Source organism: Aeromonas sp. 604282, from assembly GCF_049170575.1.
Classification (GTDB): domain Bacteria; phylum Pseudomonadota; class Gammaproteobacteria; order Enterobacterales; family Aeromonadaceae; genus Aeromonas; species Aeromonas veronii_A.
This window is the reverse complement of the sequence record NZ_JAAKMV010000004.1, coordinates 153,704-168,095: the sequence shown is the minus strand read 5'-3', so window position 1 is coordinate 168,095 and position 14,392 is coordinate 153,704. Positions and strand designations below refer to the sequence as shown.

The following is a 14,392-nucleotide window of genomic DNA, read 5'->3' as shown; positions in this document are numbered from 1 at the left end:
GCATGGTTCACTCTCTGTGATAAGGGTGATTGGTCGTTATGCTCCAGGCACGGTAGAGGCTCTCTGCCACCAGCACCCGCACCAGCGGATGGGGCAGGGTGAGCGGTGACAGTGACCAGCTCTGTTCGGCTGCAGCCTTGCACTCGGGGGACAAGCCTTCCGGCCCGCCTACCAGCAGCGCGACATCGCGGCCATCGAGTTTCCACGCCTCCAGCTGGGTAGCCAACTGCTCCGTGGTCCAGGGCTTGCCCGGAATATCGAGAGTGACGATGCGCGAGCGCCCCGCTGCCGTCAGCATGGCCTCCCCCTCTTTTTGCAGAATGCGGGGAATATCGGCATTTTTGCCCCGTTTGCCGGCGCCAATCTCCACCAGCTCGAACGGCATATCTTTGGGGAAGCGGCGACGATACTCTTCGAAGCCATGCTCTACCCAGGCGGGCATCTTGGTGCCCACCGCAATCAACTGGATCTTCATGGTCGTTACACTTGTGCTCTTATTGCGTATTCATTTGAGCGGCACCGCTCCACAGCTTTTCCAGTTGGTAGAAGTCACGGTGTTCATCCTGCATCACATGCACGATCACCGAGCCCATATCTACCAGCACCCATTCACCGCTCAGTTGCCCTTCCACGCTCAGTAGATCCAGACCCGCGTGGCGGGCCTCGCTGGCCAGATGGTGGGCAATGGCGCTGACGTGACGACTGGAGTTGCCGGAACAGATGATCATGGTGTCAGTAATGCTGGATTTGCCGCGTACATCGAGGGTGATGATGTCGCGGCCTTTCATGTCATCGATCTTGTCGATGATAAAGGCATGCAATTCTTGGCCTTGCAATGAGTCTCTCCTGTATTCCGGCGCGCAGCGTTTGCGTCAGGGCGGCGGATTATATCATGGTCACTCCCGTTTCCTATCGGAACGGAGCCGCCGGGAAGTCTTACCGGCAAATGGCGCGGTAGAGCCCCTGTTGATCAATATAGTGCGCAACCGGCTCGGGCAAGAGGTAGCGGGGATCTTCTCCCGCCGCCAGCAGTTGGCGCAGCCAGGTGGCAGACAATTCAATGGGCTGGTTGCTGGCCAGCCAGATATAGCCAGCCCGTTGCCGACGCAGGGCTTCGACCTCTTTGACCTGATGACTGGCTAGCAGCTGCGCCACCTCGGCCGGATAATCGGGTTGCCAGCCGGGGCGGGTGCTCACCACCAGATGGGCATAGTCGAGCAGCTCCTGCCAGCGGTGCCAGCCTGGCAGGCTCAGCAGGGAATCCATCCCCATCAGAAAACATAGCGGCGTATCGGGCAGCTCCTGACGCAGCTCGATCAGGGTATCGATGGTGTAAGAGGGCTTGTCCCGTCGCAGCTCCCGCTCATCCACCACAAAGTGGTGGTTCTCCGCCGCCGCCAGTTTGACCATGGCGAGGCGCTGTTCGCTGGAGCAGAACGGGTTGGCGCGGTGGGGCGGGATATGGTTCGGGATCAGCCGCACTTCGGCCAGACCAATGGCATCGCGGGCCTCGATGGCGGGGCGCAGATGGCCGATATGAACGGGGTCGAAGGTACCGCCAAGCAAGCCGACAGGTGCCTGCAGCGAGCTGCCAGAACGCTTCAGCATGGGCTGCTCTCCATGACCAGCGGCAGTGGGGTGCCATCACGAAAGCCAAGGGCGATGGTCTGCAGCATCAGCCAGGCTTGCTCGGTATCAAAGCGGCGCTGGGCGTCATCCAGCTGGGCCATCAGCAGCCACAGTTGCTGCAGCTTGGCGAAGGGGAGGCGAGTCAGCGCCTGTTGAATGAGTTGCTGGCGGCTTTGCCAGATGCGCAAGCGGCTGAAGTGCTCCCCCAGCGGCTGGCCGTTGCGCATCGCCAGCGACAGTTCTGTCAGCTGCTCCAGCTCGCGGCAGAGGGTCCATGCCAGCATCCCCGGCTCGGTGCCTTCTGCCCGCAGGGCGGCCAGGATCCGCTGGGCCCGGTTCACCTTCCCCTCCAGCAGGGTATCGACCAGCTGGAACGGGGTGAAGTGGGCGTGACGGATGATGGTTTCCTGCAGATAGGTAACGCTGATGGGCTGTGGCGGCGAGAGCAGGGTCAGCTTCTCGATCTCCTGACTCGCCGCCAGCAGGTTGCCCTCGTAGGAGTGGCACATGAAGTTGATGGCATCCGGCAGCGCCTTGAGGCCAAAACGCGCAAAACGGGCGCTCATCCAGCGCGGGAAGAATTTGGGTTCCGGATGGTTGACCGGCACATAGGTGCCAATCTGGTAGAGCTTATCGAACCAGGCTGCCTTCATCTGGGTCTGGTTGAGGCGACCGCCGCTCAGCACCAGCAGCAGGTCTGGATGGAGCTGCTTGCCGATTTCGCTGATACGGGCGGCCAGATCCTTGTCGACCTTGGCGGGCAGCTCCAGCTCGATGATCTGGCGGGCTGAGAAGAGGCTCATGGCCTGACAGGCGTCATAGACCTGATTCCAGTCCAGACCGGCTTCGACCACAAAGGTGTGGCGCTCATCGAATCCCTGTTTGCGGGCGATCTGACGGATGGCGTCGATGGCTTCCAGCCGTAACAGAGGCTCGTCGCCAAAAACGAGATAGCAGGGCCGAAGCCCTGCTTTGAGGTGGTCACCAAATTGTTCCGGGTAGACTCTCATCAAAATACTCGCATCAGAAGCTGACCTGGCTCAACTGCCGGATCACCTGATTGGCCGCCTGCTCCTGCATCTCGCGATTGAGCTGCTCCTGTTCACGAGAGGAGGCGAGAGCTGCATCCGGCTTGTTGAGGAAGCTGCGGTTGAAGTTGATGGGGAAGACCTGGGTCGGCTTGCCCGGGGCCGAGATGGTGAACTGGGTCGTGAAGCCCAGCACATATTCGGTGTCCGTCCCCAGCGCGTTGACCGAGGCGACCTGGCTGGAGCTGCGAATGATGCCCAGAGTGAGCACGGGAATGCCCTCCTTGTCAGCCAGGGTTACGCCAGAGGCCTTCAGGCGGGTGGTCACCAGCCGGTAGAAGTCGCTCTTGTTGTCGCCCACGACCTTCATGGTCATCAGCTCGGCCGGGATGCCGGTGCCGCGCATGTGAAAGCCGCAGCCTTGCATCAGCAGACCCGCCAGCACGATGGCCATCCAGCGGGTGAAGATGGTGCCCATAGAAAATCCTCTTTGCATTAAGGGAAAGCGGCGGGCGCAGGGCCCGCCGTTATCATCCGTTTGCTGTCACAGATTGACAATGATCAGCTGGCAGCCAATTAGTTAGCGACAATGTTGAGCAGCTTGCCAGGTACATAGATCACCTTGCGCACGGTCAGCCCGTCGGTGAACTTCTGTACGGAGGCATCGGCCATTGCCAGCTTCTCGACGTCGGCCTGGCTGATCTCGGCCGGCACGGTCAGCTTGCCGCGCATCTTGCCGTTGATCTGTACCACCACCAGCTTCTCGGTCTCGACCATGGCCGCTTCATCGGCCACCGGCCAGGCTGCGTGATCGATGTCGTCGCCCTTGCCCAGCATCTTCCACAGCTCGAAGCCGATGTGCGGAGTGATGGGGTAGAGCATGACTACCACAGCTTCCAGCGCTTCCTGCATCAGGGCGCGGTCCTGCTCGTCGTTGCCCAGCTTGGAGAGATTGTTCATCAGTTCCATGATGGCGGCGATGGCGGTGTTGAAGGTCTGACGGCGACCCACGTCATCGCTTACCTTGGCGATGGTCTTGTGCAGTTCACGGCGTACCGCTTTCTGCTCGTTGGTGAGAGCCGCTACATCCAGTGCGGCAACGGTGCCACCGGAGACGTGTTCGAAGGTGACGCGCCACAGGCGACGCAGGAAGCGCTGGGCTCCCTCTACGCCGGAGTCGGACCACTCCAGGGTCATCTCGGCCGGAGAGGCGAACATCATGAACAGACGGACGGTATCGGCGCCGTAACGCTCGACCATCAGCTGCGGGTCGATGCCGTTGTTCTTGGACTTGGACATCTTGGTCATACCGGAGTGCATTACCTCACGGCCTTCGTTGTCGATGGCCTTGGTGATGCGACCCTTCTCGTCACGCTCTACCTTGACGTCGGTCGGGCTGACCCAGACGTTGCCGCCCTTCTCGTCTTTGTAGTAGAAGGCGTCAGCCAGCACCATGCCCTGGCAGAGCAGGCGCTTGAACGGCTCGTCGCTGTTGACCAGACCCGCGTCACGCAGCAGCTTGTGGAAGAAGCGGGCGTAGAGCAGGTGCATACAGGCGTGTTCGATACCGCCGATGTACTGATCCACCGGCAGCCAGTGGTTGGCAGCAGCCGGATCCAGCATGCCCTTGTCGTAGTCCGGGGAGCAGTAGCGCGCGTAGTACCAGGAGGACTCCATAAAGGTGTCGAAGGTATCGGTCTCGCGGAACGCTTCCTGACCGTTGTAAGTGGTCTTGGCCCACTCGGCGTCGGCCTTGATCGGGCTCTGGATACCATCCATCACTACATCTTCCGGCAACAGTACCGGCAGCTGATCTTCCGGTGTCGGCACTACGGTACCGTCAGCCAGGGTCAGCATCGGGATGGGGGCGCCCCAGTAACGCTGACGGGAGACACCCCAGTCACGCAGACGGTAGTTGACGGTGCGCTTGCCCTTGCCGAGCCCTTCCAGCTTGCTGGCGATGGCATCGAAGGCGCCCTGGAAGTCGAGACCGTCAAACTCGCCGGAGTTGAACAGCACGCCCTTCTCGGTATAAGCGGCTTCGCTCACGTCGACGTCGCCATCAACTGGCTTGATCACCGCCTTGATGTCGAGGCCATATTTGGTGGCGAATTCGAAGTCACGCTGATCGTGGGCTGGTACTGCCATGACGGCGCCGGTGCCGTAGTTCATCAGCACGAAGTTGGCGACCCAGACCGGCACCTTGCGGCCATCCAGTGGGTGAATGGCATAGAGGCCGGTGGCCATGCCCTTCTTCTCCATGGTGGCCAGTTCTGCTTCGGCTACCTTGGTGTTCTTGCACTCTTCGATAAAGGCGGCCAGCTCCGGATTGTTCTGGGCTGCTTGCAGCGCCAGCGGGTGACCGGCAGCGATACCGACATAAGTCACGCCCATGAAGGTGTCCGGACGGGTGGTGTAGACCTCCAGCTGCTCAGCCTGACCCTCGATATTGAAGCTGATGTTGACCCCTTCGGAACGGCCAATCCAGTTGCGCTGCATGGTCTTGACCATCTCTGGCCAGCCTTCCAGATTGTCGATGTCGTTGAGCAGCTCTTCGGCGTAGTCGGTGATCTTGATGAACCACTGGGGGATCTCTTTCTGCTCCACCGGGGTGTCACAGCGCCAGCAGCAGTTGTCGACCACCTGCTCGTTGGCCAGGACGGTCATGTCGTTCGGGCACCAGTTGACGGAGGAGGTCTTCTTGTAGACCAGACCCTTCTCGTAGAGCTTGGTGAAGAACCACTGCTCCCAGCGGTAGTAATCCGGCTTGCAGGTGGCGACTTCACGATCCCAGTCATAACCCAGACCCAGCATCTTCAGCTGGTTCTTCATGTATTCGATGTTTTCGTAGGTCCAGGGCGCCGGTGCGGTATTGTTTTTGATCGCGGCGTTCTCGGCCGGCAGACCGAATGCATCCCAACCTATGGGTTGCAGCACGTTCTTGCCATTGAGGCGTTGATAACGGGAGATCACATCACCTATGGTGTAGTTACGAACGTGCCCCATGTGTAGTCGACCAGACGGATAGGGGAACATGGACAGGCAGTAGAACTTCTCCTTGTCTACCTTCTCCACGGCCTTGAAGGTTTTCTTGGCATCCCAGTGCTTTTGCACTGCTGGTTCGATTGATTGGGGAACGTATTGCTCTTGCATTGGTGACATCCGGATCTGTGAAATGAATAGATAAATCAGCTGGGAAATCGCAATAGAATACCCATATCCTGCGGCGGCAACAACCGCCAGCGTCCCTTGGGCCTTAAGCCGGGCCAGATCAGGGTTTAGTAGAGGAGTTAGAGCCATGGACAAACGTCAAAAAGGGTACGAAGCCTTCATTGCTGAGTTGCAAAAACAGTGGCAAGAGACTGAAGAGTTCCAGGGGGAGCGCCTCAACCGGATGATTGCCAAGGTGCAGGCCTATCTGGAGGCTGCCAGTGACCTGACTCAGGACGAACTGGCGCTCATCGCCGAGTACGTGAAGCGGGATCTGGGCAACTATGACGAGGGGCGCCATGACGATAGTGCGCAGGTGGAAGAGTCTGCCTTTATGCTGGCCCTGAAAGACACCGCCTGGTCCTGGCTGGCGGATGTGACCGACCGCGCCCAGGTGGAGTGGCGGGAGCTGGCCGACGAGCTGGAGCACAAAGGTGTCTATGAGGCGGGCGACTGGGTGGGGCTCGGAGTTATGGTGTGCGACCAGTGTGGTTGGCGCCATACGGTGCTTCATCCCGAGCAGCTCGATACCTGCCCCGAATGCGGCTGCGCCGAGTATCATCGCGAGCCGCTTTCGCCCTGAATCGACGTATTATCATTTTCATGTACCGACCTGTAGGGACGATTAGCGAAGCGTAATCGTCCATTTGGCCAGAGGTATCCATACCCAGCTTGCCAATAAGAGAGGCGCCCTCAGGCGCCTCTCTCTATTGATGGGCTTGATTACTTGCCCGCGACGGAGAGTCCACCAAAACGGATCAGCGGAGCGTAGAAGCCCTTGCCATCGTTGTGGTGCAAGATATCGCCGACCGCCTCCAGCTCACCCAGCAGGCGGTAGAAGTTGCCCGCCACCGTGATGCCGCGTACCGGCTGCAGGCGAACCCCGTCGCGGCAGAGGAATCCTGATGCGCCAAAGGAGAAGTCGCCGCTCACCGCATCGGCACCCGAATGCAGGCCATCCAGCTTGACCAGCTCCAGATAGTCGCCGCTCTGCACCTCCGCTTCGCTATGGGGGCCTGCGCCAAACACCAGATGGCGAGCGGTCACATCAAGGGCACTGCGTGCTCCACGAGCGGCCGAGCCGTTGCTGGCGACGCCAAAGTGGCGGGCGGTGGCGCTGTTGTGGAGCAGTGTTTTCAGCTCCCCTTCGCCAATCAGCAGCAGATCCGAGCTGGCCGCCCCCTCGCCATCAAATGCCTTGATGTTCATGCCTCCCGGCATGTAGACCCGGCTCTCCAGAGTGAGCCAGCGTGACGCCACGCTTTGGCCGACCTTGCTGCGCCAGGGGTTGATCCCCTGCTGGGCCCACTTGCCCGACAGCACGCCCTGAAAGCAGCCAAACAGGCTGGCGAAGCAGTTGGTGCTGAAGATGACGCTGTAGCGACCACTCGGCACCGCTTCACCGGGCAGCAGGCCATCGGCGATGGCGTAGATCTGCTCGATGAGCCGCTGGCTATCCAGCTCGTCAAAGCGACGGCCATACTGCCCCTGCGAGTGCATCGACTGGCGGCCATCCCGCTCGACCAGTGCCGAGGTGTAGCAGCCGACGCTGAACTCGCCGTGCTGGCAGAGGGTACCCTGACTGTTGGCGAGCCAGAGCTGGCTCTCCCCTTCAAAGAAGCTGTTGTAGGGGGCGCCGCTCACATCGGGCATGGCCAGCATGTCAGATTCGAGGCGCAGGGCCAGGGCGATCTTCTCCTCAACCGGCGTGGTATCGGGCTGGTTGATCTCGGCGCAATCTGTGGTGATCCGGCTATTGGCCACCGAGATGCGCTGATCCGCATCCACCTTGGCAAAGCGACTGGCATCGAGGGCATCTTGCAGCATGGCATCCAGCGCTGACTCATCGAGGGATTCCGAGTAGGCGATGCCGACCCGACCCTCTTTGATCAGGCGAATGCCGAGCTGCTGGCTGCTGGTGACCTTGTATTCACCCAGCTCGCCCTTGTCTGCCTTGAGGGAGAAGGCCTTCTCCTGATTGGCGATGATGTCTGCCTCGGCGCCGAGGTCGGCCACCTTGCCTAGCAGGCGGGTGAGCAGTTGGTTCATGTCGAGCTGGCTCATCAGGCGTTCCCTCCCACCAGAATATTGTCCACTTTCAGCGCCGGCTGGCCCACCGAGGTGGGAACCGAGCCCGAGATCGAGCCGCACATGCCGGCGGCCAGTGCCAGATTGCTGCCCACCATGGAGATCTCTTTCAGCACCTGCGGGCCGGTGCCGATAAGGGTGGCCGACTTGAGCGGCTTGGTGATTTTGCCGTGCTCGATGAGGTATGCCTCCTGCACATTGAAGTTGAACTCGCCGGTGCCGGGCTGTACCGAGCCGCCCCCCATCTTCTTGGCGTAGATGCCGTGCTCCACCGTGGCCAGCATATCGTCGAGGCTGTGGTTGCCCGGTTCGATATAGGTGTTGCGCATACGCGAGGTGGGGGCGTACTTGTACGATTCGCGCCGACCCGAGCCGGTGCGGGCGTAGCCCGTCTTGAGGGCGCCCATTCTGTCCACCAGAAAACCGGTCAGTACGCCGTCCTTGATGAGCTGGGTGTGCTGGGTCGCCATCCCCTCGTCATCGACGTTGATGGAGCCCCAGGCGTTGCTCTGCAAGCCTTCATCCACAGCGCTGACTGCCGGATTGGCGATGAGCTGGCCCATCTTGTCATGGAATACAGAGGCCTTCTTGGCTACCGAGGTGGTCTCCAGCAGGTGGCCGCACGCCTCGTGGAAGATGACGCCGCCAAAGCCGTTCTCCATGATGACCGGCAGGGTGCCGCTCGGGCAGGGAGCCGCGCCCAGTTTCACCAGTGCCTGACGGGTGGCGGTGAGGGCCAGCTCGCGCGGATCGATGCGATCGGCATGCTCCCAGCCCATCAGGGCGCCGGGGGCCTCGTAACCGACGCTCTGCTCGCTCCCTTCCATGGCGATGGTCTGGGCCATGATGCGGTTGTAGTGGCGGCGATCGGCCACTTGCACTCCTTCGCTGTTGAAGATCTCCACCTCCTGCTCCCAGCCCAGCACGTTGCCGGAGAACTGGCTCACCTTGCTGCTCTCGGCACGGGCCACCGCATCCATGGCGTGCAGATAGGCGATCTTCTGCTCCAGCAGCTTGTCTGCCGACAGGGGCAGAGCGACCGGGTTGCGGTCGGTCAGGCGGGTGAAATCGAAGGCGGTGGCGGTCACCACCGGGTCGCGGCGGTCTTTGGCCGCCAGCAGGGTGACGATGCGCAGCAGTTCGTCGCGGCTGGCCAGATTGGTGTAGCCGTAGAGCACCTTGTGGCCGTAACAGAGGCGCACGCCGATACCGAAATCGAGGCCGCCGCTGATGTTCTCTATCTGGCTGGAGAGCAGGCTGAGCTGGCTGCGGCGCTTTCGCTCGACAAACAGCTCGGCAAAATCGGCACCCAGCGCCAGCGCGTGATCGAGCACGTCACGGGCAATGGCGGGGGCCAACAGGGAGAATGGAGTCATAGAATATCCTTTTCTGGTCTGTCCGTTTGCTTCCGACATCCGGTTCTGATTGTTATGGGATGTCGAGTCCATTGTTGCAGACCAGCACAAAAAAGTCGCTATAGCGTCATGCGATGATACCGATTGAGAAAATCGGTGCGATAACTGCGCCCGGCGGCCAGGGCCAGGCGCTCAGGGTCGTTTTGCCAAAACGTAGGAAAGATCAGAGCAGGGCGTGGATTTCGCTCAGGATCTGTTCGACCCACTGCTCGATGCGCGGATCGGTCTGGTCATATTGGTTGGCATCATCGAGGGCCAGCCCGACGAAGTGACGACCATCGTCGATCAGCGCCTTGGAGGCATCGAATTCGTACCCTTCGTTGGGCCAGTAGCCCACCAGCTTGACCCCTTTTGGCACCAGCTGATCGTGCAGCATACCGAGGGCGTCCTGGAACCATTCGCCATAACCGAGCTGATCGCCGAGGCCAAACAGGGCAACGATGCGTCCCTCCAGGTGGAGATCGGAGATATCTTCCCAGCGGGACTCCCAGTCCTCCTGCAGTTCGCCAAAATCCCAGGTGGAGATGCCGAGGATCAGGATCTCGTAATCCTCCATCCGGCGCAGGGAGACATCCTTGATATTGTGAATATCCACCAGCTCGGGGCCGATGAGGGCGCGGATCTTCTCGGCAGCCATCTCGGTGTAGCAGGTGGTGGAACCGTAAAACAGACCAATCTTCATCGCTCTTCTCTCTGTTGGCGCTTTCTCGCTTGCTTTTGGCGCGTTCTCGCATGCTCGTGTGGGCTGCGCCATGTTGGCAACACGATGGGTAACGTAAGGGGAGGGCGCCAGTCTAGCAGATTGCCATTCGACCTTCACCGCCCGGCAAGGGCGTGGCAAACGAGCCTTATCTTTCCAATGAAAGTGCCTTGTCTTTCCAAGGAGTTGGCGCGTTACAATGGGCCATCGATCCCCTGATTGCAGCGCACCATGAGCAAACCCGACCCCCACCCCCTGATTGAACCCTTTCTGGACGCCCTCTGGCTGGAGCGGGGATTGTCTGACAACACGGTCAGCTCCTATCGCAGCGATCTGGAGAAGTTCTCCCTCTGGCTCGACGAGCAGGGGAGCTCGCTGCTGCTGGCGGGGATGGACGAGATCCAGCACTACCTCGCCTGGCGGGTTGATCACCAGTTTGCGGCCAGCAGCACCGCCCGCTTTCTGTCGGCCCTGCGTCGCTTTTATCAGTATCTCAACCGCGAGAAGCTGCGCAGCGATGATCCGACCGTGCTGCTGGAGGGGCCCAAGCTGCCGAAAAAACTTCCCTCCGATTTAAGCGAAACGGAGGTGGATGCGTTGCTGAGTGCGCCGCTGGTGGATGACCCGCTGGAGTTGCGGGACAAGGCGATGCTGGAGCTGCTCTACGCCACCGGGCTGCGGGTTTCCGAGCTGGTGGGGCTCACCGCCGAGCATGTCAGCCTGCGTCAGGGCTTGGTGCGGGTGGTGGGCAAGGGCAACAAGGAGCGGTTGGTGCCAATGGGCGAGGAGGCGATGCACTGGCTGGAGCGTTACTACCGCGAGGCCCGTACCCTGCTGCTGGGGGGCACCAGCTCGGACGTGGTCTTTCCCTCCAAGCAGGCGCGCATGATGACCCGCCAGACCTTCTGGCATCGCATCAAGCTCTATGCCCAGCGTGCCAGCATTCAGGGCGAGCTCTCCCCCCATACCTTGCGCCACGCTTTTGCCACCCATCTGCTCAACCACGGCGCCGACCTGCGGGTGGTGCAGATGCTGCTGGGCCACGCGGATCTCTCCACTACCCAGATCTACACCCATGTGGCCAACGAGCGGCTCAAGGCGCTGCACGGTGAGCACCACCCCAGAGCCTGAGTGCTGTCCTCCCAAAAACAAAAAACCGCCAGCAGGCGGTTTTTTTATCTCTACACGACAGGAGATGGCGCTTATTTCCCTTGCTGGGATTTCAGCAGATCACGGATCTCGGTCAGCAGCTCCTGATCCTTGGTCGGGCCTGCCGGGGCGGCGGCTTCCTCTTCTTGTTTCTTCTTGAGGGTGTTGATGGCCTTCAGTCCCATGAAGATGGCAAAAGAGATGATCAGAAAGTCGATGATGGTCTGGATGAACTTGCCATAGGCGATGACCACGGCGGGTGTTGTCCCTTCTGCAGCCTTCAGGGTGACCGCCAGGTCGCTGAAGTCCACGCCGCCCAGGATCAGGCCGATAGGCGGCATGATCACGTCACCGACGAAGGAGGAGACAATTTTGCCGAAGGCGGCACCGATGATGATACCGACGGCCATGTCGATGACGTTGCCGCGGGCGGCAAAGGCTTTGAACTCTTGAATCAGACTCATTATTTCCTCCGAAATTAAACAAGATAGCGCGTTGATAACCCTTGCCAAAGGGCGAACTCTTGTCAGGAAAAACAGAGGCTAAGCCGCGTTATTCCTGTCGTCCTGACTAGCTTGCTGGGGTTATGCCCCCTTGGCAATCGGGGGAGACATTTTTTCTCCTCCTCTTCACTGATATTGATTTTGTTGTAAATAGCGAGTTGAGTAATGAACTTGGCTGCTGTACCGTCTTGAATCCATTCATTCATGCCGCATGAGCAATAAAATGAAGTATTTACTACTGGTTGTGATGCTTATATGCACATTTTCTGCCAGAGCAGGGATGGATCCCAAAGTCTTGAAACAGACCATTACCGCCCGTCTTGGGGTCTCTGTTTATCTGGTGGAACAGACCCCCATTCCCGGGCTCTATATGTTGGGCACTTCGCAAGGAGTGCTCTACAGCGATGCCAAGGGGAACTATGTTGTGCAGGGGGTCATGCTGGATATGACTCATAACATGAAGAACCTTACCGTCTCGGGTATGCGCGAGCAGCGTCGGTTGGGCTTGTCCCAGGTGACCCATCCACCTGTCGTGCTCAAGGCCAGGAATGAGCGCCATCGGGTTGCGCTCTTTTTCGGTGAACAGGATGCCGCTCGTCGTCAACTGTCTGGCACGTTGCAACATCTGCAAACATCCGGTGTGAGCGTCGAGCTCTACCCTGTGATTGAACATGCCGGACAGGCTTCCCACTGGTGCAAGGATCCCCTGCTGCAGAATGATCCCTTCAAAGCCTATTTGCCTCAAAAGGAATGTAGTGAGACCCTTATCGAGAATATTGGCCTGAGCCAGTGGTTGGGGGTCAAGGTACTGCCTGCCTGGGTCTCCTCTGATGGAGATCTGGTACGTGGCTACCAGAGCCCCGAACAACTGCTCAAGATACTGGATCATATTGATGTCCCTGCAAATCCGTCGTCGTCCGCGAGTTGATGATTCCCATCTGCCTGCCACCCTGCATCCCCTGCTTCGCCAAATCTTCGCCAGCCGTGGCGTAGAGGATCCCGCCTTGCTTGAGCGCAGCGCCAGCCAGCTGTTGCCGCCCCAGCGCCTCTATGGCATGGAGCAGGCGGTGCCGCTGCTGGCGGATGCCCTGACCGCCCAGAAACGGATCCTGATTGTCGGCGACTTCGACTGCGATGGTGCCACCAGTTCGGCCCTGTGTGTGCTGGCCCTGCGCGCCATGGGCGGTCGCCACATCGATTTTCTGGTGCCCAACCGCTTCGAGTTTGGCTACGGCCTCACCCCCGAGATTGTCGAGCTGGCGGTGGCCCGCGGCGCCGAGTTCCTGATCACGGTGGATAACGGCATCTCCAGCATCGCCGGGGTGGCGGCTGCCAAGGCGGTTGGTATGCAGGTACTGGTTACCGATCACCATTTGCCGGGTCAGGAGCTGCCTGATGCCGATGCCATCGTCAACCCTAACCAGCGCGGTTGCGATTTTCCCTCCAAGTCGCTGGCCGGGGTGGGGGTGGCCTTCTACCTGATGGCGGCCCTCAATACCCATCTGCGTCAGCTCGGCTGGTACGAACGGCAAGGGTTACGCGCCCCCAATGTGGCGGATTACCTCGATCTGGTGGCCCTCGGCACGGTCGCCGATGTGGTGGCGCTCGATGGCAACAACCGCATTCTGGTCCATCAGGGCTTGCAGCGGATCCGGGCTGGGCGCTGTCGCCCCGGCATTCAGGCGCTGGTGGATGTGTCGGGCCGCGATGGTCGCCGCCTCACCGCCGCCGACCTCGGTTTTGCGCTGGGGCCGCGCCTCAACGCGGTGGGACGCCTCGATGACATGTCCCTCGGGGTCGCCTGTCTGCTCTGCGATGATCTCAATCTGGCGCGCCAGCTTGCGGCCGAGATGGATAGCCTCAATCAGGAGCGCAAGGAGATCGAGCAGGGGATGCAGCAGGAGGCGCTTGCCACCCTGGAGCAGATCCGGTTTCGCGATGGCGAGGTGCCCTCTGGCATAGTGCTGCACCGGGACGAGTGGCATCAGGGGGTGGTGGGGCTGGTGGCCTCCAAGGTGAAGGAGAAGTACTACCGCCCGGTCATCGCCTTTGCCGAGAGCAGCGAGACCGAACTGAAGGGCTCCGGCCGCTCCATTCCCGGGGTGCACCTGCGCGATGCGCTGGAACTGCTCGATACCCGCCATCCGGGCCTGATGGGCAAGTTTGGCGGCCACGCCATGGCGGCGGGGCTGACCCTGCCCAAGGCCAATATCGAGGCTTTTAGCCGCGCCTTTGAGGCGGTCATCGGCGAGCTGGTTACCCCCGAGCTCTTGACCGGGGTGCTGCTCACCGACGGCGAGCTGCTGCCGGACGAGCTAAACCTCGAGCTGGCGGAGTTGATTCGTGCCTCCGGTCCCTGGGGGCAGGCCTTCCCCGAGCCACTGTTTGACGGCGAATTCGTGCTGGTGCAGCAGCGGCTGGTGGGGGAGAAGCACCTCAAGATGATGCTGACTACCGATTCTGGCCATGCGGTGGATGCCATCGCCTTTGGCGTCGATCTCAAGCGCTGGCCCGATGCCTCGGTCAAGCGGGTGCGGCTGGTCTACCGGCTCGATGTCAACGAGTGGCGCGGCAACCGCAGCGTGCAGCTGCTGGTGGAGCATCTGGAGGCGGTCGGCCTCTGAGCCGGGAGCATTGCTGCTTTGTCGCTGACATCGCTGACAACGGCCA

The 14,392-nt window shown here is 60.5% G+C and carries 14 protein-coding genes; 4 read left to right on the top strand and 10 right to left on the bottom strand.

Annotation, left to right across the window (positions count from 1 at the left end):
• Positions 1-7 precede the first annotated feature (7 nt).
• The 6 genes from rlmH to leuS all read right to left on the bottom strand — a co-directional run bounded on the left by rlmH (position 8) and on the right by leuS (position 5,810).
• Positions 8-475 (bottom strand): 23S rRNA (pseudouridine(1915)-N(3))-methyltransferase RlmH, encoded by a 468-nt coding sequence (rlmH, locus tag G5367_RS07375; protein WP_076493650.1) that lies wholly within the window; start codon positions 473-475, stop codon positions 8-10.
• A gap of 19 nt (positions 476-494) precedes the next feature.
• Positions 495-836, bottom strand: a complete 342-nt coding sequence (gene rsfS / locus G5367_RS07370) for a ribosome silencing factor (protein ID WP_005335165.1) — start codon at positions 834-836, stop codon at positions 495-497.
• A 100-nt stretch (positions 837-936) separates the two neighbouring features.
• Positions 937-1,608 (bottom strand): nicotinate-nucleotide adenylyltransferase, encoded by a 672-nt coding sequence (gene nadD, locus G5367_RS07365; protein WP_421244184.1) that lies wholly within the window; start codon positions 1,606-1,608, stop codon positions 937-939.
• A complete protein-coding gene (gene holA / locus G5367_RS07360) occupies positions 1,602-2,639 on the bottom strand; it encodes a DNA polymerase III subunit delta (protein WP_216978175.1) in 1,038 nt (345 codons plus the stop codon). Before holA ends, nadD begins: the two co-directional genes overlap by 7 nt.
• Positions 2,640-2,652: 13 nt before the next feature.
• Positions 2,653-3,135, bottom strand: a complete 483-nt coding sequence (lptE, locus tag G5367_RS07355; RefSeq protein ID WP_005348079.1) for an LPS assembly lipoprotein LptE — start codon at positions 3,133-3,135, stop codon at positions 2,653-2,655.
• A gap of 98 nt (positions 3,136-3,233) precedes the next feature.
• Positions 3,234-5,810 (bottom strand): leucine--tRNA ligase, encoded by a 2,577-nt coding sequence (gene leuS, locus G5367_RS07350; protein ID WP_421244185.1) that lies wholly within the window; start codon positions 5,808-5,810, stop codon positions 3,234-3,236.
• A gap of 145 nt (positions 5,811-5,955) precedes the next feature.
• On the opposite strand from leuS, the gene G5367_RS07345 reads away from it, so the two are divergent.
• Positions 5,956-6,450 (top strand): zinc ribbon-containing protein, encoded by a 495-nt coding sequence (locus tag G5367_RS07345; protein WP_005348075.1) that lies wholly within the window; start codon positions 5,956-5,958, stop codon positions 6,448-6,450.
• Between the two features lie 140 nt (positions 6,451-6,590).
• On the opposite strand, the gene G5367_RS07340 is transcribed toward G5367_RS07345, so the two are convergent.
• The 3 genes from G5367_RS07340 to fldB form a co-directional block, all read right to left on the bottom strand.
• Positions 6,591-7,931 carry a TldD/PmbA family protein gene (locus G5367_RS07340; protein WP_421244186.1) on the bottom strand — a complete coding sequence of 447 codons (1,341 nt, stop codon included), beginning with the start codon at positions 7,929-7,931 and terminating at the stop codon, positions 6,591-6,593.
• Positions 7,931-9,331, bottom strand: a complete 1,401-nt coding sequence (locus G5367_RS07335) for a TldD/PmbA family protein (RefSeq protein ID WP_421244187.1) — start codon at positions 9,329-9,331, stop codon at positions 7,931-7,933. The genes G5367_RS07340 and G5367_RS07335 overlap by 1 nt, the downstream gene beginning before the upstream one ends.
• 202 nt (positions 9,332-9,533) lie before the next feature.
• Complete coding sequence (gene fldB / locus G5367_RS07330) at positions 9,534-10,052, bottom strand: flavodoxin FldB (protein WP_139710032.1); 519 nt, start codon at positions 10,050-10,052, stop codon at positions 9,534-9,536.
• A 249-nt stretch (positions 10,053-10,301) separates the two neighbouring features.
• Between fldB and xerD the strand changes: the two genes are divergently transcribed.
• Positions 10,302-11,201, top strand: a complete 900-nt coding sequence (xerD, locus tag G5367_RS07325; protein ID WP_421244188.1) for a site-specific tyrosine recombinase XerD — start codon at positions 10,302-10,304, stop codon at positions 11,199-11,201.
• A 71-nt stretch (positions 11,202-11,272) separates the two neighbouring features.
• On the opposite strand, the gene mscL is transcribed toward xerD, so the two are convergent.
• On the bottom strand, positions 11,273-11,683 hold the full coding sequence (gene mscL, locus G5367_RS07320; RefSeq protein WP_042054731.1) for a large-conductance mechanosensitive channel protein MscL: 411 nt from the start codon (positions 11,681-11,683) through the stop codon (positions 11,273-11,275).
• A 319-nt stretch (positions 11,684-12,002) separates the two neighbouring features.
• On the opposite strand from mscL, the gene G5367_RS07315 reads away from it, so the two are divergent.
• Both G5367_RS07315 and recJ read left to right on the top strand, forming a co-directional pair.
• On the top strand, positions 12,003-12,650 hold the full coding sequence (locus G5367_RS07315; RefSeq protein ID WP_421244189.1) for a disulfide isomerase DsbC N-terminal domain-containing protein: 648 nt from the start codon (positions 12,003-12,005) through the stop codon (positions 12,648-12,650).
• Positions 12,616-14,346, top strand: coding sequence for a single-stranded-DNA-specific exonuclease RecJ (recJ, locus tag G5367_RS07310; protein WP_421244190.1), 1,731 nt, complete (start codon positions 12,616-12,618; stop codon positions 14,344-14,346). The genes G5367_RS07315 and recJ overlap by 35 nt, the downstream gene beginning before the upstream one ends.
• Positions 14,347-14,392 lie beyond the last annotated feature (46 nt).